The sequence below is a fragment of the Streptomyces sp. NPDC002564 genome (assembly GCF_042889645.1).
GTDB lineage: Bacteria > Actinomycetota > Actinomycetes > Streptomycetales > Streptomycetaceae > Streptomyces.
Genome location: NZ_JBIARE010000003.1, coordinates 671176 through 696992, shown reverse-complemented (window position 1 = coordinate 696992; position 25817 = coordinate 671176). Strand labels below are relative to the sequence as shown.

The window sequence follows — 25817 nt, the reverse complement described above, 5'->3', positions numbered from 1 at the left end:
CCGCACGTGAGGGACACACGAGAGAGCCGGCTGCTCCTGGTGCTGCTGGTCGCCATCGCGTTCGCATTGATCACGGTGGACATCCGCGGCGGCGAGGACTCACCGGTCGACGGTGCCCGCCAGGCCGCCGCCACCGTCTTCGGTCCGGTCGAGGAGGGCATGTCCTCCGCCGTCGACCCGATCGGCAACGCGATCGGCGCGGTCCGCGACTCCGGTGAGCGCCACGACCGCATCGCCGAACTGGAGCGCCAGAACGCCGCGTTGAAGGCGAAGCTCGGCAGCGACGACCGCAACCGCAGCCGGGTCCGCCAGCTCGACAGCATGCTGAAGAAGGCGGGCGCCGGACAGTACGGCATCAAGGGCGCCGAAGTCATCGGCATAGGAGCGGCCCAGGGCTTCTCCTGGACCGTCACCATCGACGCCGGGGCGAACGACGGACTCAAGCGCGACATGACCGTCCTGAACGGCGACGGCCTGGTCGGCCGCGTCACCACGGTCGGCCCCGACACCGCGACCGTCCTGCTCGCCAACGACCCCGACTTCACCGTCGGCACCCGCATGGAGAAGACCGACGAGCTCGGCTTCGCCACCGGCCAGGGCGACCGGCCGCTCTCCGTCCAGCTGCTCAACGGCAAGGCCAAGGTCAAGAAGGGCGACCGTCTCGTCACCTTCGGCTCGCAGGCCGACAAGCCGTTCGTGCCCGGCGTCCCGGTCGGCGAGGTCGTCCGCGTCGACCCCTCCGGCGGCGACCTCACGCGCAACGTCTACGTGAAGCCGTACGTCGGATTCACCAAGCTCGACATCGTCGGCGTCGTCGTCGAGGCGCCCCGCGCGGACCCGCGCGACACGGTCCTGCCGCCCAAGCCCGCCAAGCCCAGGCCGACCCCGACGGTGACCGTCACGGCCACCCCGTCAGGACAGCCCCCGGCCGACGGCGCCGACAACGGCAACGAGCAGTAGGAGACCGGACCCATGCGCTTCAACCGAATCCTGCTCTCCGTCACCCTCGTCGTGGTCGCCCTGGTCGTCCAGGTCAGCGTCCTGGCCCGGCTCCAGCTGCCGGGCGCGGTGCCCGACCTGGTGCTGCTCACCGTCCTCGGCCTCGCCCTGGTCTACGGCCACGTCGGCGGCGCCCTCGTCGGCTTCGGCGCCGGGCTCCTCGCCGACCTGGCCCCGCCCGCCGACCACGCCGCCGGGCGGTACGCGCTGGTGCTCTGCGTCGTCGGCTACCTCGCGGGCCTCGCCAAGCCCGACAACGGCCGGCTGCGCTCCGCCACCGGACCGCTCGTCGTGGTCGTCTCCGCCGCGATCGGCTCGACCCTGCTCTACGCGGGTGTCGGCTCCCTCGTCGGCGACACCGCCGCCCGCCATGTGGGCCTGGTCGGCCTGCTGTTCACCGCCGCGCTCTACGACCTGCTGCTCGCGCCCTTCACGGTGCCGCTGATCATCGCGCTCGCCCGGCGCGCCGAGAACGACCCGCTGGGGGAGAACTCGCCGGTCAACAAGGCCGCCGACGTCTCCGCGGGATGGCTCTCGTCCGGCACCGGCCTGCGCATCGGCAACCAGCGCGGCGGCCTGCGGGCGAAGGCCGCCAAGGCCCGCGTCGCCCGCGCCGGACGCATCAAGGGGGTCAAGCGCCTGTGACCGCCGCCCGCCAGGACCGGCCAGCGCCCGCGCCCGCGCACAGGTCGATCGGGTACACGTACGCACCGTACGCACACTGAAGGGGGGAACACCACAGTGACCAACATCCCCGAGACCGGACGGACCCCACGCGTCCAGATCCGCCTCGTCGTCATCCAGATCCTCGTCGTCTCCCTCCTGCTCACCCTCGGCGGCCGCCTCTGGTACCTCCAGGTCCGCAACGGCGACGAGTACGCCGAGGAGGCGTCGGGCAACCACGTCCAGCAGGTCGTGCAGCCCGCCGTGCGCGGCTCGATCCTGGACGCCCGCGGGGTGCCGATCGCCGACAACCAGACCCGCCTGGTCGTCTCCGCGTCGCGCACCGACCTGATGAAGATGAAGGACGACGGCAAGGCGGTCCTCGCCAAGCTCGCCGACGTCCTGGACATGAAGCCCGAGGACGTCGCGGGCAAGGTCCGCCTCTGCGACGCCAAGACGCCGCAGCCCTGCTGGAACGGCTCGCCGTACCAGCCCATCCCGATCACCGACGAGGCCACGCCCAAGCAGGCCCTGCAGATCCGCGAGCGCTCCGAGGACTTCCCCGGCATCACCGCCGAGCCCACCGCCGTGCGCCGCTACGCCGCCCCCGGCAAGTCCAACACCGCGCAGGTCCTCGGCTACCTCTCGCCCGTCACCGACGACGAGATCAACAAGGCCAAGGACACCGACTCGCCGTTCCTGCGCTCCGACCAGGTCGGCCGCTCGGGGCTGGAGCGCACGTACGACAAGCAGTTGCGCGGCAAGGCCGGCGTGACCCGCTACGAGGTGGACAACCTCGGCCGCGTCATCGGCAAGGCCAAGTCCGACGAGGCCCAGCCCGGCGCGAACGTCGTCACCAGCATCGACGCGCGCGTGCAGGCCGTCTCGGAGTACTGGCTGAACGACGCGATGAAGAAGGCCCGCGGCGAGTTCGACAAGAACACCGGCGAGAACTACAAGGCCGACGCCGGCGCCGTCGTCGTCATGGAGAACAAGACCGGACGCATCGTCTCCATGGCCTCCAATCCGGCCTACGACCCCAACGCCTGGGTCGGCGGCATCTCCGGCAAGGACTACGCCCAGCTCACCGGCAAGAAGTCCAACTACCCGCTGCTCAACCGCGCCATCCAGGGCCAGGCCGCCCCCGGCTCGATCTTCAAGGTCATCCCGACGACCGCCGCGGTCAACGCGGGCTACCGGTTCAACGGGCGCTACCCCTGCCCCAGCTCGTACTCCATCGGCGGCCAGACCTTCAAGAACTTCGAGTCCAAGGGCCACGGCTCCATCACCCTCGGCCAGGCCCTCGAGGTCTCCTGCGACACCGTCTTCTACAAGCTCTCCCACGACCAGTGGGCCAAGGACGGCGGCAACAAGCCGAAGAACGACGCCAAGGACTGGTTCTACAAGACCGCCCACCAGTTCGGCCTCGGCAAGGAGACCGGCATCGACCTGCCCAACGAGGTCACCGGCCGCGTCCCCGACCGCCAGTGGAAGAAGGACTACTGGAAGGCCAACAAGGACGCCTGGTGCAAGCAGGGCAAGAAGAGCGGCGAGTACGCCGAGCGCATCGCGTACGAGAACTGCCTCGAAGGCATGAAGATGCGCGCCGGTGACTCCGTCAACTACTCCATCGGCCAGGGCGACACCCTCGTCACGCCGATCCAGATGGCCACCATCTACTCCGCCATCGCCAACGGCGGCACCCTGTACGACCCCACCGTCGGCAAGGCGATCGTCAGCGCCGACGGCAAGCAGGTCCAGGAGCTCAAGCCGAAGTCGCACGGCAAGCTCCCGATGAACGCCGCGCTCCAGAAGGACATAGACGGTGCGCTCGCGGACGTCGCGACCCGCGGTACGGCCGCGTGGCGGTTCGGCGGCTGGCCGCAGGACAAGATCCCGATGCACGCCAAGACGGGTACCGCCGAGGTCTACGGCAAGCAGACCACCTCGTGGTTCGCGACGTACACCAAGGACTACTCGATCGTCATGACGATCTCCCAGGGCGGTACGGGCTCCGGTGCCTCCGGGCCCGCCGTGCGCAAGATCTACGACGCGATCTACGGCCTCGACGACAGCGGCAAGCAGGACCTCAAGAAGGCCCTCCTGCCGCAGCCCGAGAAGAAGCTGCCGAAGATCGAGACCGACGGCTCCATCGACGCCCCGACCATCAAGCCGTACAAGCCCACGGCGCCCAAGCCGCCGGCCGAGCAGCAGGAGCTGGCCGGCGCCCCGGCCGGCGGGAGGCGGGACTGACGCCGATGACCATCAACAACGGCTTCTCCGTCTCCGGGTACGGCCCCGAGCGCTCCAGCATGTCCCGGCTGCTCGCCCGCGACTCGCTGGTGCGCAGGCTCGACTGGCCGATGCTCCTCGCCGCCCTCGCGCTCTCCGGCATCGGCTCCGCGCTCGTCTACTCGGCGACCCGCAACCGCACCGAGCTCGTCGGCGACGACCCGTACGCCTTCCTGATCAAGCACATCATCAACATCGGCATCGGCCTCGGCCTGATGGCGGGCACGATCTGGCTCGGCCACCGCACGCTGCGCACCGCCGTGCCGATCCTCTACGGCGTCTCCGTCTTCCTGGTGCTCCTGGTCCTCACCCCGCTCGGCGCGACCATCAACGGCGCCCACGCCTGGATCGTCATCGCGGGCCAGTCGCTGCAGCCGTCCGAGTTCTGCAAGATCACGATCATCCTGGGCATGGCGGTGCTGCTCGCCGCCCGCGTCGACGCGGGCGACCGGGAGCACCCCGACCACCGCACCGTCGTGCAGGCCCTGGGGCTCGCCGCCGTACCGATCATGATCGTCATGCTGATGCCCGACCTCGGCTCGGTCATGGTCGTCGCGATGATCGTGCTCGGCGTGCTGCTCGCCTCCGGTGCCTCCAACCGCTGGGTGTTCGGCCTGCTCGGCACGGGCGTCGCGGGCGGTGTCGCCATATGGCAGCTCGGCGTCCTGGACGACTACCAGATCGCCCGCTTCGCCGCCTTCGCCAACCCCGCCCTCGACCCGGCGGGCGTCGGCTACAACACCAACCAGGCGCGCATCGCCATCGGCTCCGGCGGCCTGACCGGCACCGGCCTGTTCAAGGGCTCCCAGACCACCGGCCAGTTCGTCCCCGAGCAGCAGACCGACTTCGTCTTCACCGTCGCGGGCGAGGAGCTCGGCTTCGTCGGCGCGGGCGCCATCCTGGTGCTGCTCGGCGTCGTCCTGTGGCGCGCCTGCCGCATCGCCCGCGAGACGACCGAGCTGTACGGCACGATCGTCGCCGCCGGGATCATCGCCTGGTTCGCCTTCCAGTCCTTCGAGAACATCGGCATGACCCTCGGCATCATGCCGGTCGCGGGCCTCCCACTGCCCTTCGTCAGCTACGGAGGATCGTCGATGTTCGCGGTCTGGGTGGCCGTCGGCCTGCTCCAGTCGATCAAGGTGCAGCGCCCGATGTCGGCGTAGGGGGACTGCCCAGCTCCGCCTTTCGCGTCTAGATTCGGTTCATGGCGGACACGAAGCGCGAGATCGAGCGGAAGTACGACGTCACCACGGACGCGACCCTGCCCGACCTGTCCGGCGTCGCCGGGGTCGCGCAGGTCGTCGACCGGGGCGTCGCCGAACTGGACGCCGTCTACTGGGACACCCCCGACCAACGCCTGGCCGCCGCGGCGATCACCCTGCGGCGCCGCACCGGCGGCGCCGACGCGGGCTGGCACCTGAAGCTGCCGGTGTCGCTCGCCGACGGCGTGCGCGAGGAGATCCACGCCCCGCTCTCCGACGCGGTGCCCCGCTCCCTGTCCGGCCTCGTGCGCTCCCGGGTGCGCGGGGCCGAACTGGTCCCGGTGATCCGGCTGCTGTCCGCCAGGAACCTGTGCCACCTCGTGGACGCGGACGGCGCGCTGCTCGCCGAGGCGAGCGTCGACCAGGTGCGGGCCGAGCGGCTCTCGGGCGGCACGGGCACCGCAGCGTGGGCCGAGGCCGAGGTGGAGCTGGCCGACGGCGGCGACCCCGCCTTCCTCGACAAGGTGGAGAAGAAGCTCAAGAAGGCGGGCGTGCGCCGCTCCGACGCGCCCTCCAAGCTCGCCAGGGCACTGGCCGAGACCGCGCCCCGGGAGCCCGCGGTCGAGCCGGCCGCCGCCGAGACCGCCGCGGGCAGCGGCCGCAAGCCCGGCAAGAGCGGCGCCGTCGCCGAGGCCGTGCACACCGCCGTCGGCGAGGGCACCGGCACCGCGGGCGACCACGTCCTGGCCTACCTGCGCGCCCAGCGCGACGCCCTCGTCTCCCTGGACCCCGCCGTCCGCCGCGACCTGCCCGACTCCGTCCACCAGATGCGGGTCGCCACCCGGCGGATGCGCAGCGCCTTCGCGTCGTACCGCACGATCCTCGACCGCACGGTCACCGACCCCGTCGGCGACGAGCTCAAGTGGCTCGCGGGCGAACTGGGCGTCGACCGCGACCAGGAGGTCCTCGCCGAGCGGCTCACCACCCGCATCGCCGGCCTGCCCAGGACCCTCCTGCTCGGCCCGGTGCGCGGCCGGCTGCGCATCTGGTCCGTCGCCCGCCGCGCCGGATCGCGCCGCAGGACCGTCGCCGTCCTCGACAGCAGGCGCTACTTCGCCCTCCTGGACACCCTCGACGCCCTGCTCGCCGCGCCCCCGCTGCGCCCCGCCGCCGCGAAGCCGCCGGGAAAGGCGCTGCCCCAGGCCGTGCTGAAGGACTACCGGCGGCTGGCGACCCGCGTCGAGCACGCCCTGTCGCTGCCCCCGGGCCCCGCGCGCGACGTCGCCCTGCACCAGGCCCGCAAGGCCGCCAAGCGCGCCCGGTACGCGGGCGAGTCCGCGGTCCCCGCGCTCGGCGGGCCCGCCAAGCGGTTCGCCAAAAGGATGAAGTCGGTGCAGGGCGTCCTCGGCGACCACCAGGACAGCGTGGTGGCCCGCGAGGCCCTGCGCGCCCTGGCGGTCCAGGCGTACCTGGCCGGCGAATCCGCCTTCACCTGGGGCCTTCTGTACGGGCAGGAGGAGGCGGCCGGAGCGGACCGCGAGCGCGAGCTGCCGCAGGTGTGGGAGGAGGCGTCCCGGCCGAAACTGCGCGCGGCACTGGGCGGCTGATCGCCGGGGTACGCTTGATGGTCACCCCTGCCAGCTCATGAAGGTCCGCGATGTCTGCCGAATCGGTCTTCCCACAGCTCGAAGCTCTGCTCCCGCATGTGCAGAAGCCCATCCAGTACGTCGGCGGTGAGCTGAACTCCACCGTCAAGCCGTGGGAATCCTGCGACGTCCGCTGGGCGCTCATGTACCCGGACGCGTACGAGGTCGGGCTGCCCAACCAGGGCGTCATGATCCTCTACGAGGTCCTGAACGAGCGCGAGGGCGTGCTCGCCGAGCGCACCTACAGCGTGTGGCCGGACCTGGAGGCCCTGATGCGGGAGCACCGGGTGCCGCAGTTCACCGTCGACTCGCACCGCCCGGTGGGCGCCTTCGACGTCTTCGGCCTCAGCTTCTCCACCGAGCTGGGATACACGAACATGCTGACGGCCCTGGACCTCGCGGGCATCCCGCTGGAGGCCAAGGACCGCACCGTCGACCACCCGATCGTGCTCGCGGGCGGCCACGCGGCCTTCAACCCCGAGCCGATCGCCGAGTTCATCGACGCGGCGATCATCGGCGACGGCGAGCAGGCCGTGCTCGACATGACGGAGATCATCCGCGCCTGGAAGGCGGAGGGCCGCCCCGGCGGCCGCGAGGAGGTCCTCTTCCGCCTCGCCAGGACCGGCTCGGTCTACATCCCCCGGTTCTACGACGTCGAGTACCTGCCCGACGGCCGCATCGGCCGCGTCGTGCCCAACCGCAGCGGCGTGCCGTGGCGCGTGTCCAAGCACACCGTCATGGACCTCGACGAGTGGCCCTACCCCAAGCAGCCCCTGGTCCCGCTCGCCGAGACCGTCCACGAGCGGATGTCCGTGGAGATCTTCCGCGGCTGCACCCGCGGCTGCCGTTTCTGCCAGGCCGGCATGATCACGCGCCCCGTGCGGGAGCGAAGCATCACCGGCATCGGCGAGATGGTCGACAAGGGCCTCAAGGCGACCGGCTTCGAGGAGGTCGGCCTGCTCTCGCTGTCCTCCGCGGACCACAGCGAGATCGCCGACGTCGCCAAGGGCCTCGCCGACCGGTACGAGGAGGACAAGATCGGCCTGTCCCTCCCCTCCACCCGCGTCGACGCGTTCAACGTGGACCTGGCCAACGAGCTGACCAGGAACGGCCGCAGGTCGGGCCTGACCTTCGCCCCCGAGGGCGGCTCCGAGCGCATGCGCAAGGTCATCAACAAGATGGTGTCCGAGGAAGACCTCATCCGCACCGTCTCCACGGCGTACGGCAACGGCTGGCGCCAGGTGAAGCTGTACTTCATGTGCGGCCTGCCCACCGAGACCGACGAGGACGTGCTGCAGATCGCCGACATGGCGATGAACGTCATCCAGAAGGGCCGCGAGGTCTCCGGTTCGAACGACATCCGCTGCACGGTCTCCATCGGCGGTTTCGTGCCCAAGCCGCACACTCCCTTCCAGTGGGCCCCGCAGCTCTCCTCCGAGGAGACCGACGCCCGCCTGGAGAAGCTCCGCGACAAGATCCGCGGAGACAAGAAGTACGGCCGCTCGATCGGCTTCCGCTACCACGACGGCAAGCCCGGCATCGTCGAGGGCCTGCTCTCCCGCGGCGACCGCCGCATCGGCGCCGTCATCCGCGCCGTCTACGAGGAGGGCGGCCGCTTCGACGGCTGGCGCGAGCACTTCAGCTACGAGCGCTGGATGCGCTGCGCCGAGAAGACGCTGCCCGAGGTGGGCGTCGACGTCGACTGGTACACCACGCGCGAGCGCACCTACGAGGAGGTCCTGCCCTGGGACCACCTGGACTCGGGCCTCGACAAGGACTGGCTCTGGGAGGACTGGCAGGACTCGCTCGACGAGACCGAGGTCGAGGACTGCCGCTGGACCCCCTGCTTCGACTGCGGCGTCTGCCCCCAGATGGACACGCACATCCAGGTCGGCCCGACCGGCAAGAAGCTCCTGCCGCTCACGGTCGTCAAGTAGCGGCGGGCGAGAGGGAACCCCCGCGAGCCGAAGCGCCGAGCACCCGCACATGCCACGACTCGTCCTGCCCACCGGCCTGGTGCACCGCTCCTTCGTCGCCGCGATGGACGAGCTCCGGGCCGAGGGCCAGGGCGGCCCCGGCGACGACTCGGCGCTCGGCGGCACCCTGCGGCACTACGGCAGCCGGTGGCGCGACCGCGCGGTCTTCGAGACGTACGTCGCCGAGGTCCGCGCCGCCGCCCATCCCGCCCAGCCGCACTCCGTCCCCGTCACCACCCTCTGGTACGTCGAAGGGACCGACTACCTCGGCCGCCTCACCCTCCGGCACACCATCGGCACCCGCTTCCTGCGCGAGTACGGCGGCCACATCGGCTACGACGTCCGGCCCTCGGCCCGTCGCCGCGGCCACGCCACCGAGATGCTCCGCGCCGGCCTGCCGCACGCCGCCGCACTCGGCCTGGAGTCCGTCCTGGTGACCTGCGACACCGACAACACCGGCTCGCGCAAGGTCATCGAGGCGGCGGGCGGCCGGTTCGAGGACGAGCGGGGCGGCAAGCTCCGGTACTGGATCGCGACCGGCCGCATCCGAACCGACGCCGCACGCGTCTAGACCAGCATGGACCTGGAGAAACGGCCCCAGCAGCAGCCCGCACCGCCGTCCGGACGACCCGGCGGGCCCGTACCGCCCACGCAGCCCGTACCGCCCACGCAGCCCGTGCCGCCCGCGCAGCCGCAGGCCGAGGGCTGTCTCGCCGTCGCGATCCGCATCCCGGTCCGCATCGTCGTGCTCGTCCTCGTCGTGCCGGTCCGCCTGCTCTGGGACGCGCTCGCCGTGTCCGGCCGCTTCGTCCACCGCACCCTGCTGCGGCCGGTCGGGCGCGCCCTGGCCGCCGCGCTGACCTGGCTGTTCAAGGCGGTCTTCGTCTGGCCGTGGGTGGCCCTGTGGCGGTACGTGCTGGCGCCGGTCGGCGCCGCGCTGGTCTGGCTGGGCCGCACGCTCGTCGTGGTCCCGGCGGTGTGGCTGTACCGGACCGTCCTGACCCCCGTCGGCCACGGCATCGCCCGGACGGTCCGGGGCATCGGCGCCGGCATCGCCTGGCTCGGCCGGGTCCTGTTCGTGATCCCCGCCGAATGGCTCCACCGCGTCGTCCTCGCCCCGGTCGGCCACGGGATCGCCCGGCTCGCGCGGGCGATCGGCGCCGGAGTCGCCCTCACCGGCCGCGGCATCGGCGCCGCGCTGGTCTGGCTGGGCCGCACGCTCGTCGTGGTCCCGGCGGTGTGGCTGTACCGGACCGTCCTGACCCCCCTCGGCCACGGCATCGCCTGGACGGCCCGGGGGATCGGCGCCGGCATCGCCTGGCTCGCCCGGGGCGTGTGGACCGTCGTCACCACCCTGCTCCGCTGGATCTTCGTGGTCCCCGCCGTCGCCCTGTGGCGGTGGGTGCTCGCCCCGGTGGGCCGGGCGCTCGCCGTCGTCGCACGCGAGGTCGGCGACGCGTTCGGCCACGCCTGGCGGATCGCCGGACACCTCTCGCGGGCCGTCGGCCGCTTCCTCGGCACGCTCCTTCGGTGGATCTTCGTCGAGCCGGTGCGCTGGGCCTACCGGACCGTGCTCACCCCGGTCGGGCACGTGCTCCGCGACGCCCTGTGGCGGCCCGCCGCGGAGGCGGCCAGGAGCGTGGGCCGCACGGCACGCCTGGCCGTCGCGTCGGCGCGGGACGGGGTGCGCCGGGCCCGGGCCGATCTGCGGCGGATGCTGCTGGGCGGGCCGGGGGAAGCGGTGCCGGTCGCCGGGGGCCCGGCCGCACCGGCCGCGGTGCCGGTGGCCCGGCGGGAACCGGACACGCCGGAGCCGCGTAACCTAGAGAAGAACCCCGGGAGTGCAGTTTCCCCGCCTGGGCGGGGATGATCTCGACCGGGTGACGCCGCGAGACGTCCCCGAACTGCTCCCCGCCGACACGCGGGGCGTTCCCGGACCGCACACAAGGAGAAGTTCCACTGGGCAAGCGACAGCCCGTAGGCCCGCCGCCCGCACCCGCGGTGCAGCGCATCCGACTGCGCTACACCAAGCGCGGCCGCCTCCGGTTCACCAGCCACCGTGACTTCCAGCGCGCCTTCGAGCGGGCGCTGCGCCGCGCCGAGGTGCCCATGGCGTACTCGGCAGGGTTCACCCCGCACCCGAAGGTGTCCTACGCCAATGCCGCACCCACCGGCACGGGCAGCGAGGCCGAGTACCTGGAGATCGCGCTCACCGCGCCGCGCGACCCCGAGAAGCTCCGTGAGCTCCTCGACGAGTCGATGCCGACCGGCCTGGACATCGTCGACGCCGTCGAGTCCCGCACCTCGGGACTCGCCGACCGGCTGACCGCCTCCGTCTGGGAACTGCGCCTGGACGGCGTGGCCACCGAGGAGGCGCGGCGCGCCGCCGAGCTGTTCACGGCCGCCGAGAAGGTCGAGGTCCAGCGCCGCACCAAGAACGGCATGCGGACCTTCGACGCCCGCGAGGCCGTCGTGAGCCTCGCCCCCGTCGCCGACGGAGAACCGACAGCTCACGACACTGATAGGCCGACCGACAAGCCCTGTGCGATACTGCGGCTGGTTGTTCGGCACGTGACACCTGCCGTACGACCTGACGACGTCCTGTCCGGTCTCCGAGCTGTGGCCGACCTGGCGCCGCCGGTCCCCGCAGCGGTGACCAGGCTGGCGCAGGGGCTTTTCGATGAAGAGACCGGCACGGTGACCGACCCGCTCGCGCCCGACCGCGAGGCAGACACGGCCGCATCACCCGCGGCCGCCGTACCTGCCGCCGCGAAGGCGCCTGCGCCGGAAGGCCTCCGCTAAGGACGTACGTCACCGCGCCGCCCTCGTACTCGGGAGCCACCTGGGTCGGGCAGCGCACTGACCGAGACTTTCGCCAGGCCGTCCGCACATGGGCGTACGGAACCGGCGAGACAAGACATAGAGCTCCCGTGCGGCGCCCACGCCCCCGGATGGCGGCCCCGCGCACCAAGCGCGAGCCGCGGACATCACCGGACGGCGCGGCGCCCGGGAGCGTGACGGGAGAACCGCCCGCATGCTTGAGCCGAACGAACCCACCGAGGGCTCGGACAACAACACCCCCAGCGACACCCTGCCGCCGCGCCGCAGGCGCCGTGCGGCGTCGCGCCCGGCGGGCCCCCCGACGGGCGCCGCCGCGACCGCGGCTCCGGCCATACCGGCCACCCCCGCCGCCGAGGAAGAGCCCGAGGGCATCGAGGCTGCCGAGGCCGAGGAGGCCGAGGAGACGGTCGAGGCCGCCGCGCCGGTCGCCGAGCCGGAGCCCGAGGCCGCCCCGGCCCCGCGCCGCCGCCGCGCCACCCGACGCGCCTCCGCCCCCGCCGGCGCGCCGCAGGCCGCCGAGGTGACCGAGCCCGCCGCCGAGGCCCCCGCGCCCGCCGAGCAGGCCCCGCAGGCCGCCGTGGAGGAGGCCGAGGAGGCCGCCCCCGCGCCGCGCCGCCGCCGTGCCACCCGGCGCGCCTCCGCCCCCGCCGGTGCGCCCCAGGCCACCGCCGAGGAGGCGCCCGCCACCGCCGAGGCCTCCGCGAAGACCGAGGCCGAGCCGGCCGCCGACGAGGCCGCGCCGCGCCGCACCCGCCGCCGTGCCGTCCGCGGCGCCTCCGCGCCCGCCGGTGAGCCCAGGGCCGCCGAGCAGGAGGTCGCCGCGAAGCTCGCCGACCAGCCGAAGGCCGCCGAGCAGCCGAAGGCCGCCGAGCAGGCCCCCGCCGAGAAGGCGCAGGCCGAGCAGGCCCCCGTCGAGGCGTCCGACGACGACGCCCCCCGTGGCCGCGGCCGCCGTCGCGCCACCCGCAAGACCGCCGCCACCGGGTTCTCCGCGCCGTCCGCGCAGAAGGCCCGCAAGGCGCAGCAGGCCGACGACTCCGGTGAGAACGGCGGCCGCAAGCCCCGTCCCGCCGTCGCCGTCTTCCAGGCCCCGGTGTTCGCCGAGCCGATGTTCCAGACCCCCGAGCGCGCCGCCGCGGCTGCCGCCGCCGAGGCCGCCGAGGAGTCCGCCGCGCCCGCGCCCGCCGCGGCCGAGGAGGAGCAGACGCCGCGCCGTCGCCGCCGCCGTCGCGCCGCGGACGAGCAGCCCGCCGCCGAGGAGCGCGAGCCGGTCGCGGCCGAGGCCGCCGAGCCCGCCGACGACCCGGCCGCGCAGTCCGAGGACACCGCCGACGCCGCCGACGCCGCCGATCAGGACGGCTCCGACGACGACACGGAGGAGTCCGGCGAGCGCCAGGGCCGCCGTCGCCGTCGCGGTGGCCGCCGCCGTCGCCGCGGTGACGCCGCCGACCAGGACAACGACCAGAACGACGCGTCGGGCGAGTCCGAGGACGCCTCCGACGCCGCGGACGTAGCGGACGGGGATGCCTCCGACGCGGCGGACTCCGCCGAGCAGGACGGGGACGACGCCGACGAGTCGGCCGCGGAGTCGGGCGGCTCGGGCTCCAGCAGCAGCCGTCGCCGCCGTCGCCGTCGCCGCCGCGCCGGTGACTCCGGCGAGGGCGAGGCGACCGACGGCGACCCGGAGCGGACCGTCGTCAAGGTCCGTGAGCCGAGGGAACGGCGTGGGAAGGATGCGGAGCGCGAGCCCGGCACCGGCGCCGACGAGGTCCAGTCCATCAAGGGCTCGACCCGCCTGGAGGCCAAGAAGCAGCGCCGCCGCGAGGGCCGCGAGCAGGGCCGTCGCCGGGTGCCGATCATCACCGAGGCCGAGTTCCTGGCCCGCCGCGAGGCCGTCGAGCGCGTGATGGTCGTCCGCCAGAACGGCGAGCGCACCCAGATCGGCGTCCTCGAGGACAACGTGCTCGTGGAGCACTACGTCAACAAGGAGCAGGCCACCTCGTACGTCGGCAACGTCTACCTGGGCAAGGTCCAGAACGTGCTGCCGTCCATGGAGGCCGCCTTCATCGACATCGGCAAGGGCCGCAACGCCGTGCTGTACGCCGGTGAGGTCAACTTCGAGGCGCTCGGCATGGCCAACGGGCCCCGGCGCATCGAGTCCGCCCTGAAGTCCGGCCAGTCGGTCCTCGTGCAGGTCACCAAGGACCCGATCGGCCACAAGGGCGCCCGCCTGACCAGCCAGGTCTCGCTGCCCGGCCGCTACCTGGTCTACGTGCCCGAGGGCTCGATGACCGGCATCAGCCGCAAGCTGCCCGACACCGAGCGCGCGCGTCTGAAGACCATCCTCAAGAAGATCGTCCCCGAGGACGCGGGCGTCATCGTGCGCACCGCCGCCGAGGGCGCGAGCGAGGACGAGCTGCGCCGCGACGTCGAGCGGCTGCAGCAGCAGTGGGAGGACATCCAGAAGAAGGCGAAGGCGGCCTCGACGAGCTCGCCGAGCCTGCTGTACGGCGAGCCGGACATGACCGTCCGCGTCGTGCGCGACATCTTCAACGAGGACTTCTCCAAGGTCATCGTCAGCGGCGACGACGCGTGGGACACCATCCACGGCTACGTCTCGCACGTCGCCCCGGACCTGGCGGACCGCCTGTCCAAGTGGACGTCCGAGGTCGACGTCTTCGCGACGTACCGGATCGACGAGCAGCTCGCCAAGGCGCTGGACCGCAAGGTCTGGCTGCCCAGCGGCGGCTCGCTGGTGATCGACAAGACCGAGGCGATGATCGTCGTCGACGTCAACACCGGCAAGTTCACCGGGCAGGGCGGCAACCTCGAAGAGACCGTGACGAGGAACAACCTCGAAGCGGCCGAGGAGATCGTGCGCCAGCTGCGCCTGCGGGACCTCGGCGGCATCGTCGTCATCGACTTCATCGACATGGTCCTGGAGTCCAACCGGGACCTGGTCCTGCGGCGCCTGCTCGAATGCCTCGGGCGGGACCGCACGAAGCACCAGGTCGCCGAGGTCACCTCGCTGGGCCTGGTCCAGATGACCCGCAAGCGCGTCGGCCAGGGCCTCCTGGAGTCCTTCTCCGAGACCTGCGTCCACTGCAACGGCCGCGGTGTGATCGTGCACATGGAGCAGCCCACCTCCGCCGGTGGCGGCGGCAAGCGCAAGAAGCGCGGCCGGGGCGGCTCGGACCACCAGGACCACGGTCACGAGCACACGCACGAGACGGAGACGGCGGACGGCTCCGCGGAGCCCGACACCGAGACCGCGGCCGAGGTCGCCGCCGAGGTGGCCGCCCCGGTGGCGCTGCCCGAGCCCGACTTCGTCCCGGACGAGGAGCTGTACAGCAGCGCGGCCGAGGCCGAGGCGGCCGCCCACCGCGGCGGACGCTCGCGGCGCCGTGCGACCCGGCGGGCGTCGGCCCCGGCCGGTGCCCCGCGCGCCGAGGTCGCTCCGGAGGCCCCGCAGGAGGAGGCTCCGCAGCCGGAGTCGCCGAAGGCGGACGCCCCCAAGGCGAAGAAGTCCGGCCGCAAGGCCAAGTCCGCCGAGAAGGCGGCCAAGGCGAAGTCCGAGGCCCGCGAGGCGGAGGTGCCGGTCGTCGAGTCCGACGTCGCGCGCACCGCGGCCCCCGCGGCCGAGGACCCGGTCGTGGGCAGCCCCGAGGCCGTCGAGGCGGCGCAGACCGCGCCCGCGGAGGACGCCGCCGCCCCGGCGGAGGACGCCGCGCCCAAGGGGCGTACGCGCCGCCGTGCGGTCCGCAAGGCGACGTCGCCCGCGGGGTCGCCGAAGGCCGCCCAGGGCGCCGAGCCCGAGGCCGCCGAGGTGGTCGTGGCCGAGGCGCCCAAGGCGGAGCCCGTCGCCGAGCCGGTCGCCGAGGCGCCCGTCGCCGACGCCGCGCCCCCGCGTGCGCGCCGTCGTGCGGTGCGCAAGGCGACCGCGCCGACCGCGTCCGAGGAGACGGCCGTCATGGTCGTCCCGGCGGCCGAGAAGCCCGTCGAGACGGCCGAGGCGGTGACCGAGGCCCCGGCCGAGGAGGCCGCTCCGGCCAAGAAGACGGCGCGCAAGACCGCCAAGAAGGCGACGGCCAAGAAGGCCGCCACCAAGAAGACCGCGGCCAAGAAGACGGCCGCCAAGAAGACGACGGCCAAGAAGGCGTCGAAGACGACGGCGAAGAAGACCGCGGCGGCGGAGCAGACGCCGTCCGGTGTCTCCGCCGGCGCGTCCAGCGAAGGCTGACCCTTCGCACACCCGTGCCCCCTGTCCGGCGTTTCCGCCGGACAGGGGGCACGGTCGTGTCCGGCATTCGGCGGTCGCGCGGCCCGAAAGCGTGAAGTCGGCGGGGCCCCCTTGGAGCGCCGGAGGGACACCTGTAAAACTCGTGCGGTCTGATGAGTGAACAGATCTGATGAGTGAACGCGGACGTGTGCGCCCGTTTGGGGAGACGGTGTGCGTGCGTCAGGGGAGGGATGAGACATGGCGCACGGGCGCCTGAGGGGCACGGGACGACACCGTGTGGTGAAACCGGTCAAGGGCGGCCGCCAGGCGGTGGCGTTCGCCACGGTCCTGTCCGCGGCGGGCCTGCAGGCCGCGGGGGCCGTGGGCACGGCCCACGCGGAGGTGGCCCCGACCTGGACCGAGGGGCCGATCTTCAACGACCCGAAGGGGTCCGTCGACGAGCAGTACGCGGTCCGGGCCCGGCTGATCGAGCTGACGAACTCCGCGGTGCGCGGCTCGACGATCAAGGTCGCGGTCTACCACGTGTGGGAGGCCTCGGTGGTCGACGCGCTCGTCGCCGCCAAGGCCCGCGGCGTGCACGTGCAGATCCTGCTCGACGAGACCAGCAGGAGCGACCGCCCGACGAACACCTCGTACAGCATGCTCAAGGCGGCGCTCGGCACGAACACGGCGAGGTCGTCCTTCGTGACGCTCTGCCCCACCGGCAAGTCCTGTCTGGGCAACCCGCGGTACGGCAAGTCGATCATGCACAACAAGTTCTGGCTGTTCTCCCAGGTCCAGGGCGCCAGGGACGTCGTCGTGCAGACCACGTCGAACTCGACGCCGTCGGCGCACACGAAGTTCTACAACGACGCGCTGCTGCTCCCGGACAACCCCGCGATGTACGACGCGTACGCGGAGTACTTCACCGACATGCTCGGCAAGCGCTGGGCGGACTGGGACTACCGCACGGTCAGCAGCGGCCGCTACAAGGCGTACTTCTTCCCGCGCAACGGCACGGTCAACGAGACCGACACCATGTACTCGGTCCTGAACAACGTGAAGTGCACGTACAAGGACACCGCGGGCGTCACGCAGCACACCAAGGTCCGCGCCGCGATATTCAAGATCACCCGGCAGCAGATCGCCGACAAGCTGGTCTCGCTGAAGAAGGCGGGCTGCTCGGTGAGCATCCTGTACGCGGAGACCGACAGCGCCAAGAGCCAGGGCGGCACCCCGGGCACCTGGGAGCAGCTCCACAAGTCGGGCGGCCCGAGCGTGCGCTGCTACAACGACGACCGGGACCCGCTGAACCCCGGCACCCGGCTGACGACGCCCTTCATCATCCACTCGAAGTACCTGCTCGTGGACGGCATGTACGACGGCAAGCGGAACAAGGTCTCCTTCACCGGCTCGCAGAACTACACGGCGCCCGCGCTGCGCGAGAACGACGAGGCGATCGTCAAGATCGACGACGACTCGGTGCACGACACCTACCGCTCGCACTTCGACCGCACGCGCGCGGTGGCCTGGCCGGGCAGCGCCGACAAGACGGACCTGTGCAAGGGCGTCAAGCCGCTGCCGCCGGACGGCGAGAAGCCGACCACGTGAGCGGGGGAGCGGGGCCGGTTTGACCCGCCAGGACCGGCCCCGTAACCTTGACCGTCGGCGTGTTCCTATGCACGTCCGCCCCTCGTAAACCTTCTTCCTCCCGTGGCCTGCGCCATGAGAGAGGCCGCTCGCTTCTTGCGGTGGCTGGACTGCGAGGGTCCCGTTCCGAGCGAGAGAGAGATCCGCGTGTACGCCATCGTGCGCAGCGGTGGTCGCCAGCACAAGGTTGCTGTCGACGACATCGTTGAGGTTGACAAGATTTCCACTGCCAAGGTTGGCGACACGGTCGAGCTCTCGACCCTGCTCGTTGTCGACGGCGACGCCGTGACCAGCGACCCGTGGGTGCTTGCCGGCATCAAGGTCCAGGCCGAGGTCGTGGACCACCACAAGGGCGCGAAGATCGACATCCTTCGCTACAAGAACAAGACCGGCTACCGCCGTCGTCAGGGTCACCGTCAGCAGTACACGGCGATCAAGATCACCGGTATCCCCACGGCTGCGAAGTAAGGGACTGAGACAAGATGGCACACAAGAAGGGCGCATCGTCCACTCGGAACGGGCGCGATTCCAATGCTCAGCGGCTCGGCGTGAAGCGCTTCGGCGGTCAGGTCGTCAACGCCGGTGAGATCCTGGTCCGCCAGCGCGGTACCCACTTCCACCCGGGCTCGGGCGTCGGCCGCGGCAAGGACGACACCCTGTTCGCGCTGGACGCGGGTGCGGTGGAGTTCGGCACCCACCGTGGCCGCAAGGTCGTGAACATCGTTCCGGTCGCCGTCTGAGTCCGTCGTTCTGACCGACTAGGCGCTCGTCGAGCGAGTTCTGCGAGTTCTGCGAGGGCGGACCTCGCTTCCCGGTCACCGGGAAGCGGGTCCGCCTTTCGCGTGTTAGACGTAAGACATTTCCGTATGCCCCCTCTGCCCTGACGGCGTGGGGGGACCCCCAGGAGGCACCGAACCATGACCACCTTCGTGGACCGCGTGGAGCTGCACGCCGCCGCGGGTAACGGGGGCCACGGCTGTGCCTCCGTCCACCGTGAGAAGTTCAAGCCGCTCGGCGGCCCGGACGGCGGCAACGGCGGCCGTGGCGGCGACGTGATCCTGGTCGTCGACCAGGACGTCACGACGCTCCTCGACTACCACCACAGCCCGCACCGCAAGGCCACCAACGGCCAGCCCGGCGCCGGCGACAACCGCTCCGGCAAGGACGGCCAGGACCTGGTCCTGCCCGTCCCGGACGGCACGGTCGTCCTCGACAAGGAGGGGAACGTCCTCGCCGACCTGGTCGGCCAGGGCACCACCTTCGTCGCGGGCCAGGGCGGCCGCGGCGGCCTCGGCAACGCGGCGCTCGCCTCCGCCCGGCGCAAGGCCCCCGGCTTCGCGCTGCTCGGCGTGCCGGGCGAGGAGCGGGACGTCGTCCTGGAGCTCAAGACCGTCGCCGACGTGGCCCTGGTGGGCTACCCGAGCGCGGGCAAGTCCTCGCTGATCTCCGTGCTGAGCGCGGCGAAGCCGAAGATCGCGGACTACCCCTTCACCACCCTCGTCCCCAACCTGGGCGTGGTGACGGCGGGATCGACCGTCTACACGGTCGCCGACGTGCCCGGCCTGATCCCCGGCGCCAGCCAGGGCCGCGGCCTCGGCCTGGAGTTCCTGCGCCACGTCGAGCGGTGCAGCGTCCTGGTGCACGTCCTGGACACGGCGACCCTGGAGTCCGACCGCGACCCCGTCTCCGACCTCGACGTCATCGAGGCCGAGCTGCGGGAGTACGGCGCGGGCCTGGAGAACCGCCCCCGCCTGGTCGTCCTGAACAAGATCGACGTACCGGACGGTCAGGACCTGGCCGACCTGGTCCGGCCCGACCTGGAGGAGCGCGGCTACCGCGTCTTCGAGGTGTCGGCCGTCGCGCACAAGGGCCTCAAGGAGCTCTCCTTCGCCCTGGCCGAGCTGGTCGGGCAGGCGCGTGCCGCCAAGCCGAAGGAGGAGGCGACCCGCATCGTCATCCGCCCCAAGGCCGTCGACGACTCCGGCTTCACGGTCAAGCGCGAGGAGGACGGCATCTACCGCGTGCGCGGCGAGAAGCCGGAGCGCTGGGTGCGCCAGACCGACTTCAACAACGACGAGGCCGTCGGCTACCTCGCGGACCGGCTCAACCGCCTCGGCGTCGAGGACGAGCTGATGAAGGCGGGCGCCCGCAGCGGCGACGGCGTCGCCATCGGCCCCGAGGAGAACGCGGTCGTCTTCGACTGGGAGCCCACGATGATGGCGGGCGCGGAGATGCTCGGGCGGCGTGGCGAGGACCACCGCCTGGAGGCACCGCGGCCGGCCGCGCAGCGCCGCAGGGACCGCGAGGCGGAGCGGGACGAGGCACAGCAGGCCTACGACGACTTCGAGCCGTTCTAGGCGGGGGCGCCCCGGACCGGTCCCGGTGGGCGCCTCCTGGTCCGGTGGGCGCCTCCTGGTCCGGTGCCCGGCAGCGGGGGCCGTGCCCACCCTCTCCGAGCAGGGGATGACGGGACGGCGGGCCAACGGGATAACGGGATAACGAGAAGGGCCCCGGAGCGGATGCTCCGGGGCCCTTCTCCTGCGTGCGCCGTGTTACGCGGTGACCGCGTCCTCCGCGCCGTTCTGCTCGTTCGGGTCCTGCTCCATCTCCTCGGCCGCTTCCTCGGCGATGCGCTGGCCGGGGATCTCCGCGTCGACGCGCTGGTCCATGCGGGCGCGGCGGGCGTCGGCCTGGGCGGACAGGGCGAGCGCGGCGGCGTTGAAGCGGGCCAGGGACGGCGGGTCGGAGGGGCCCAGGAGGTGCTCCTTGAGCTCCGCACGGGCCTCGCCGTGGGTGTCGAGCTCCGGGGCGCGTACGGCCTTCAGGAGGCCCGCCAGGCCGTCCGCCTCGGGCGTGAGGATCGTCGCCGCCGACGCCGTCGGGAAGCTCGCGCGGAACTCCGCCTCGGACATGCCCGCGGTGTTGGCGACCGCGTACGGCTTCTCGCTGCTCAGCCAGTCGGAGACGACCGAGGAGACGTCGCTGATGAGCAGGTCCGCCTGGTTGAAGCAGGCGAAGATCGCCGGGCGCGCGGCGGTGACGATCTGGTGCTCCCACTCGGGGAAGGACGCCCAGAACGCCGTCTCCCAGGCGGCCGTCGCCGCGGCCACCGCCGCCGCCTGGCCGCCCTCGGGGGCGCCCTGGAGCATCATCCGCTCCTGCTCGTCCGCGCTCTTGCGGAACGTGCGGGCGGTCAGCCGGTCGAGCTCCGCCGTGCGGGCGGTCAGCTCGGCCGCGGCCTCCGCGCCGGGGCGCGCGCCGGAGCGCTTGGTGTTGGCCGCGAGGATCATCGCCTTGATCCGCTCGTTGGCGGCGCCCGCGCGCGGGTCCTGCGAGCCGGTCATCGGGTGCGGCTTGTAGAGCAGGCGCACGGTCGGGTCGGCGAGCAGCTCACGGACGATGTTCTCGCCGGCCAGGACCACCGAGGTGTTGCCGGGGTTGCCGTCCCAGCCCTCCCAGGTGGGGGCGTACAGGACGGTGGTGTACGCGCCGGTGGGGGCGCCGGAGTACGGGCGGATCGGGGACAGCTGCGGACGGCCGACCTCGACCACGTCCTTGTCCTCCACGCCGATGTCCGCGAGCTGGTAGCGGTCGCGGGCCGCGGGTCCGGCCACCCACACCTCGTCGTACGCCTTGGCGTAGGGGTTGCAGGAGGAGAGCTTGTCGCTCTCGCCGTGGTTGATGAAGGCGTGCTTGATCGTGGGGATGCGCAGCACCTGCGAGGTCTTCGCGGCGTTCGCCGGGTGCAGCATCATCTTCAGCGTCGACGTCTCCAGGGAGAACATCGTGGCGACCTTCGGGAAGCAGATGATCGGGACGTCGGTCGCGTCGATCTTCTGCACCATGAACCGCTCACGCAGCACGATCAGCGGCTTGCCGTCCAGGTCGGCGAGGGTGGAGAGCCACATGTTCGCCTGGTAGGCGGACGTGGTGCCGCCGGAGAAGTACATGGCGACGGTCGGCTTGTAGTCGGCGAGCCACGCGTCCAGCCACTCCATGACCTTCTCGTCGTTCTTCGCCCGCTTCTTCGGCAGCAGCCAGGTGGCGAGGTAGAGCGCGCCGGCGCCGATCAGCGTGAGGGAGACGGCGAGCCCGATGCCGCCCCAGTACGCGTCGGTGGTCGCCGCGGTGACCAGCAGGCCGACGGTCGTCGGCACCGAGAAGGTGAGCAGGCGGTGGGCCTGGCGGCGGGAGAGGATCCGCGGCGGGGCGGCCGTCAGGTGCAGCTTCGAGGAGTCGATGTTGCGCGTGACGATCGGCAGCGAGCGGGTGCGGCGCACCAGCACGGCGACGGCCTGGCAGCAGAAGTGCAGGACGTAGAAGGCGAGCAGCGCGATCGTCAGCGGCGACTGCTCGGCCAGCGGCTCGATGCCGTCGATGCGCAGCAGGCCGACCAGGATCAGCATGTCGCGCAGCAGCTGGCGGACCGTGACGTCGAAGCGGATCTTGCCAAGGAGGGAGAGAAGTCCCGGCTGCTTGTACTGCAGATAGATGTCGAGCGCGAGGTTCGCCGCGGCCGCGGCGATGAACACCGGGACGTAGGGAATCAGCGCGCTCACCAGCTGGGCCGTGAAGAGCGCGAACATCGCGAACAGCGCTGTCAGCTGCACGATGCGTCGGGGGGCGAGTCCGGCAGAGGGCACGGGCTTGGGCTCCTGGCGGGGAAGAAGGAGGGATCGGGGGGAAGTCGACCACTGACCGTATGACGCGCAGTGGCTCCCTAGCAATCTTCCGTGACATCAATCACCGGATAAAGGGGCAAAGGGACTGAACCGAGAGGGTCTTTTCTGCCTCTGACCGCGATGCGCGTGTCCCGCGCCCGGCCCGGTCCGCCCCTCGGAACGCGCAGGCGCCGGGCCCCGCCGCTCACGTAGATTGCAGGTCCGGGAACCGCGGTTCCGGGGCATCGGGAGCATTTGGGGAAGAGCGTGGCAGCGGCAAGGCAGTCAGTGGCAGAGGCCCGGCGGGTCGTCGTCAAGGTCGGGTCGTCATCCCTGACCACCGCATCGGGGGGCCTGGACGCCGACCGCGTTGACGCCCTCGTCGACGTGCTCGCCAAGAGCCGCGACGGCGGCCGGCGCGAGATCGTGCTCGTGTCCTCCGGCGCCATCGCCGCCGGACTCGCCCCGCTGGGCCTGGTGCGCCGCCCCAAGGACCTCGCCCGCCAGCAGGCCGCGGCCAGCGTCGGCCAGGGCCTGCTCGTGGCCCGCTACACCGCGTCCTTCGCGCGCTACGGCGTACGGGTGGGCCAGGTGCTCCTCACCTCCGACGACATGGCCCGCAGGGCCCACCACCGCAACGCCTCGCGCACCCTGGACCAGCTGCTCGCCATGGGCGCGCTGCCCGTCGTGAACGAGAACGACACCGTGGCCACCGACGAGATCCGCTTCGGCGACAACGACCGGCTCGCCGCCCTGGTCGCCCACCTCGTCCACGCCGACCTGCTCGTCCTGCTCTCCGACGTCGACGGCCTCTACGACGGCGACCCCGCGAAGCCGGGCTCCGCGCGCCTGGACGAGGTCAGGGGCCCCGCCGACATGGCGCACGTCGAGATCGGCAGCGCGGGGAAGGCGGGCGTGGGCACCGGCGGCATGGTCACCAAGGTCGAGGCGGCACGGATCGCCGCGGCCGCGGGCATCCCCGTCGTCCTGACCTCCGCGAGCCAGGCCGGGGACGCCCTCGCGGGCCGCGCCACCGGCACGTACTTCCACCGCACCGGCCGCCGCTCCGCCGACCGCCTCCTGTGGCTGCAGCACGCCTCGGAGCCGCGCGGCGCGCTCGCCCTGGACGAGGGCGCGGTGCGCGCGGTGGTCGAGGGACGCAAGTCGCTGCTGCCCGCGGGCATCGCGGGCGTCGAGGGCGACTTCGCCGCGGGCGACCCGGTCGAGCTGCGGGACGCGGCGGGCCGGGCGGTCGCCCGCGGCCTGGTGAACTTCGACGCCAAGGAGATCCCGCAGCTCATCGGCCGCTCCACGCGCGACCTCGCGCGGGAACTCGGACCTGCGTACGAGCGGGAGGTCGTGCACCGCGACGACCTCGTGCTGCTGCACGGATAGCCGTCACAAAAGCCGCAGGTCGCGTCGGACCACCCGTCCCACGCGTCTCGTCCGCCCCGGCCGAAAACCGTCGCGAACGGCGCCCGCGGAGCGGCCCGTGGGAGGTGAAACTCCCCAAAACCGCCCCGCGGACCCGTCAGTCCTGCTCAACTTTGTTGAAGACAGTTCTGCACGACCGTTGCGTACCGCACCACCATTGCGTAAAGGAGGCCGTCGTGAGACGAGTGCGTCCAGGGGCGGCGTCCCGCGGCTCGGCCGGGCGGGCGCTGACGAGCGTCGCCGCAGGTGCGACGTACGAGGGCGAAGCGCACCGGGCGCGCGAGGGCGACACGGGAGAGAGCCGGGAGGGCGAGACGGTGGAGGCGCCCCGTCTGTGGCACGTCACGCTGAGCGTCTCGGGCGCCGAGGCCCCGCTGGACGAGGTCAGACGCGGCCTCGAACAGCTCGCCCACGACCACCCCTTCCTGCTCACCAGCCGGTACGCGCCGGACCACGCGGAGATCCGCTACTGGGAAGAGGCCCGCGACCTGCACGACGCGGCCGCGGTCGCGCTGCGCCTGTGGGGCGAGCACCGCCAGAGCGCGCAACTGCCCGCCTGGGAGATCGTGGGCCTCGAAGTGATCGGCCGCGACACGTATCACCAACGGATCGCGGAAGGTTACGGTCCGCTACCAGCCACCCCGGTGGGCGTCCACCCGTTTTGAGCCGAAGTCCCCGGCGGACGTTCCGCGCCCGGCCGGGTCCCGCACGCACCCCGGACCCGGCCCCGCGGGGCCCCCGGGCCCGGTCTCGGGTACTGGAACACCGGCTGGACGCTCCCCGCGCGGGGATTACCCTGCGGGCATGACGTCGCTCTCTCCCGTCTCGCCCTACGACAACCTCTCGCCGGTCGCCCAGGCCGCCTACCGCGCCCGCGGCGCCGCCGCCACGCTCGGCCCGCTGCCGCGCGCCGCCAAGGACGACGCGCTGCTCGCCATCGCCGACGCGCTCGAGGTGCGGACCGCCGAGATCGTCGAGGCCAACGGCAAGGACATCGCGCGCGCCCGCGAGGCCGGGACCGACGAGGGCATCGTGGACCGGCTGACCCTCACCCCCGAGCGGGTCCGCGCCATCGCCGCCGACGTGCGCGACGTGGCCGCCCTGCCCGACCCCGTCGGCGAGGTCGTCCGCGGCTCGACCCTGCCCAACGGCATCGACCTGCGCCAGGTCCGCGTCCCGCTCGGCGTGGTCGGCATCATCTACGAGGCCCGCCCCAACGTCACGGTGGACGCCGCCGCCCTCTGCCTGAAGTCCGGCAACGCCGTGCTGCTGCGCGGCTCGTCCTCGGCGTACGCCTCGAACACCGCCCTCGTACGGGTGCTGCGCGACGCGGTGCACGGCGCCGGCCTGCCCGCCGACGCCGTCCAGCTCGTCCCCGGCGAGAACCGCGACTCCGTCCGCGAGCTGATGCGCGCCCGCGGCCTCGTCGACGTGCTCATCCCGCGCGGCGGCGCCTCGCTGATCAGGACCGTCGTCGAGGAGTCCACCGTCCCGGTCATCGAGACCGGCACCGGCAACTGCCACGTGTACGTGGACGCCGACGCCGACCTCGACATGGCCGTCGACATCCTCGTCAACTCCAAGGCTCAGCGCCCCAGCGTCTGCAACGCCGCCGAGACGCTGCTCGTGCACCGCGACATCGCCGACGCGTTCCTGCCGCGCGCCCTGGACGCCCTCGCGGAGGCCGGGGTGACCGTGCACGCCGACGAGCGCGTGCTCGCCTACGCGGACGACTCCAAGGCCACCGTGGTGCCCGCGACGACCGAGGACTGGGAGACCGAGTACCTCTCGTACGACATCGCCGCCGCCGTCGTCGACACCCTGGAGCAGGCCGTCGAGCACATCCGGCTGTGGACCTCCGGGCACACCGAGGCCATCGTCACCACCTCGCAGCGGGCCGCCCGCCGCTTCACCCAGCTCGTCGACTCCACGACGGTCGCGGTGAACGCCTCGACCCGCTTCACCGACGGCGGTCAGTTCGGCTTCGGCGCCGAGATCGGCATCTCCACCCAGAAGCTGCACGCCCGCGGCCCGATGGGTCTGCCCGAGCTCACCTCGACCAAGTACATCGTGACGGGCGACGGCCACATTCGCTGACGCGCCCCGGGTGCGGGCATATGACGGAAGCAACCGCAGGTCGGCGGGGGTTCCCGCCGGTGGGCGCCCCCGCGGGGCGCGCGGCCGCCGCGGGTCACATGCGCCGAATTCCCTTACCGTCTGCCCAAATTGCCCCG

At 72.4% G+C, this 25817-nt stretch carries 18 protein-coding genes; 17 read left to right on the top strand and 1 reads right to left on the bottom strand.

The window, feature by feature from the left end; all coding sequences use genetic code 11:
- The first annotated feature begins 6 nt into the window (after nucleotides 1–6).
- The 14 genes from mreC (at nucleotide 7) to obgE (ending at nucleotide 19845) form a co-directional block, all read left to right on the top strand.
- Nucleotides 7–960 (top strand): rod shape-determining protein MreC, encoded by a 954-nt coding sequence (mreC, locus tag ACFYXE_RS14610; protein ID WP_361175651.1) that lies wholly within the window; start codon nucleotides 7–9, stop codon nucleotides 958–960.
- 12 nt (nucleotides 961–972) lie between these two features.
- Nucleotides 973–1644, top strand: coding sequence for a rod shape-determining protein MreD (gene mreD, locus ACFYXE_RS14605; protein WP_361175654.1), 672 nt, complete (start codon nucleotides 973–975; stop codon nucleotides 1642–1644).
- Between the two features lie 96 nt (nucleotides 1645–1740).
- Nucleotides 1741–3915 (top strand): penicillin-binding protein 2, encoded by a 2175-nt coding sequence (gene mrdA / locus ACFYXE_RS14600; RefSeq protein WP_389312348.1) that lies wholly within the window; start codon nucleotides 1741–1743, stop codon nucleotides 3913–3915.
- A 5-nt stretch (nucleotides 3916–3920) separates the two neighbouring features.
- Nucleotides 3921–5117 carry a rod shape-determining protein RodA gene (gene rodA / locus ACFYXE_RS14595; RefSeq protein ID WP_361175660.1) on the top strand — a complete coding sequence of 399 codons (1197 nt, stop codon included), beginning with the start codon at nucleotides 3921–3923 and terminating at the stop codon, nucleotides 5115–5117.
- Between the two features lie 41 nt (nucleotides 5118–5158).
- Nucleotides 5159–6763, top strand: a complete 1605-nt coding sequence (locus ACFYXE_RS14590; protein WP_389312345.1) for a CHAD domain-containing protein — start codon at nucleotides 5159–5161, stop codon at nucleotides 6761–6763.
- Nucleotides 6764–6813: 50 nt separating this feature from the next.
- The gene (locus ACFYXE_RS14585; protein WP_389312343.1) at nucleotides 6814–8739 is read left to right on the top strand and encodes a TIGR03960 family B12-binding radical SAM protein; all 1926 of its coding nucleotides are present in this window, start codon (nucleotides 6814–6816) and stop codon (nucleotides 8737–8739) included.
- 49 nt (nucleotides 8740–8788) lie between these two features.
- Nucleotides 8789–9349, top strand: a complete 561-nt coding sequence (locus ACFYXE_RS14580; protein ID WP_389312341.1) for a GNAT family N-acetyltransferase — start codon at nucleotides 8789–8791, stop codon at nucleotides 9347–9349.
- Between the two features lie 6 nt (nucleotides 9350–9355).
- Nucleotides 9356–10648 (top strand): hypothetical protein, encoded by a 1293-nt coding sequence (locus tag ACFYXE_RS14575; protein WP_389312339.1) that lies wholly within the window; start codon nucleotides 9356–9358, stop codon nucleotides 10646–10648.
- Nucleotides 10649–10779: 131 nt separating this feature from the next.
- Complete coding sequence (locus ACFYXE_RS14570; RefSeq protein WP_361175674.1) at nucleotides 10780–11580, top strand: TIGR03936 family radical SAM-associated protein; 801 nt, start codon at nucleotides 10780–10782, stop codon at nucleotides 11578–11580.
- A gap of 232 nt (nucleotides 11581–11812) precedes the next feature.
- The gene (locus ACFYXE_RS14565; protein ID WP_389312337.1) at nucleotides 11813–15859 is read left to right on the top strand and encodes an Rne/Rng family ribonuclease; all 4047 of its coding nucleotides are present in this window, start codon (nucleotides 11813–11815) and stop codon (nucleotides 15857–15859) included.
- Between the two features lie 276 nt (nucleotides 15860–16135).
- Nucleotides 16136–17449, top strand: coding sequence for a phospholipase D-like domain-containing protein (locus ACFYXE_RS14560; RefSeq protein ID WP_389312335.1), 1314 nt, complete (start codon nucleotides 16136–16138; stop codon nucleotides 17447–17449).
- Nucleotides 17450–17635: 186 nt separating this feature from the next.
- Entirely contained in the window at nucleotides 17636–17956 is a 321-nt protein-coding gene (gene rplU / locus ACFYXE_RS14555; protein WP_055566950.1) for a 50S ribosomal protein L21, read from the top strand.
- Nucleotides 17957–17970: 14 nt separating this feature from the next.
- Nucleotides 17971–18228, top strand: a complete 258-nt coding sequence (rpmA, locus tag ACFYXE_RS14550; protein WP_055555987.1) for a 50S ribosomal protein L27 — start codon at nucleotides 17971–17973, stop codon at nucleotides 18226–18228.
- A gap of 177 nt (nucleotides 18229–18405) precedes the next feature.
- Nucleotides 18406–19845 carry a GTPase ObgE gene (gene obgE, locus ACFYXE_RS14545; RefSeq protein ID WP_389312332.1) on the top strand — a complete coding sequence of 480 codons (1440 nt, stop codon included), beginning with the start codon at nucleotides 18406–18408 and terminating at the stop codon, nucleotides 19843–19845.
- A gap of 195 nt (nucleotides 19846–20040) precedes the next feature.
- On the opposite strand, the gene ACFYXE_RS14540 is transcribed toward obgE, so the two are convergent.
- A complete protein-coding gene (locus tag ACFYXE_RS14540; protein ID WP_389312330.1) occupies nucleotides 20041–22131 on the bottom strand; it encodes a hypothetical protein in 2091 nt (696 codons plus the stop codon).
- Between the two features lie 285 nt (nucleotides 22132–22416).
- On the opposite strand from ACFYXE_RS14540, the gene proB reads away from it, so the two are divergent.
- The 3 genes from proB to ACFYXE_RS14525 all read left to right on the top strand — a co-directional run bounded on the left by proB (nucleotide 22417) and on the right by ACFYXE_RS14525 (nucleotide 25680).
- The gene (proB, locus tag ACFYXE_RS14535) at nucleotides 22417–23544 is read left to right on the top strand and encodes a glutamate 5-kinase (protein WP_361177681.1); all 1128 of its coding nucleotides are present in this window, start codon (nucleotides 22417–22419) and stop codon (nucleotides 23542–23544) included.
- A 224-nt stretch (nucleotides 23545–23768) separates the two neighbouring features.
- Nucleotides 23769–24248: a hypothetical protein gene (locus tag ACFYXE_RS14530; protein ID WP_361177702.1), complete on the top strand. Its 480-nt coding sequence runs from the start codon at nucleotides 23769–23771 to the stop codon at nucleotides 24246–24248.
- Nucleotides 24249–24387: 139 nt separating this feature from the next.
- Nucleotides 24388–25680: a glutamate-5-semialdehyde dehydrogenase gene (locus ACFYXE_RS14525; RefSeq protein WP_361177683.1), complete on the top strand. Its 1293-nt coding sequence runs from the start codon at nucleotides 24388–24390 to the stop codon at nucleotides 25678–25680.
- Nucleotides 25681–25817: the final 137 nt, after the last annotated feature.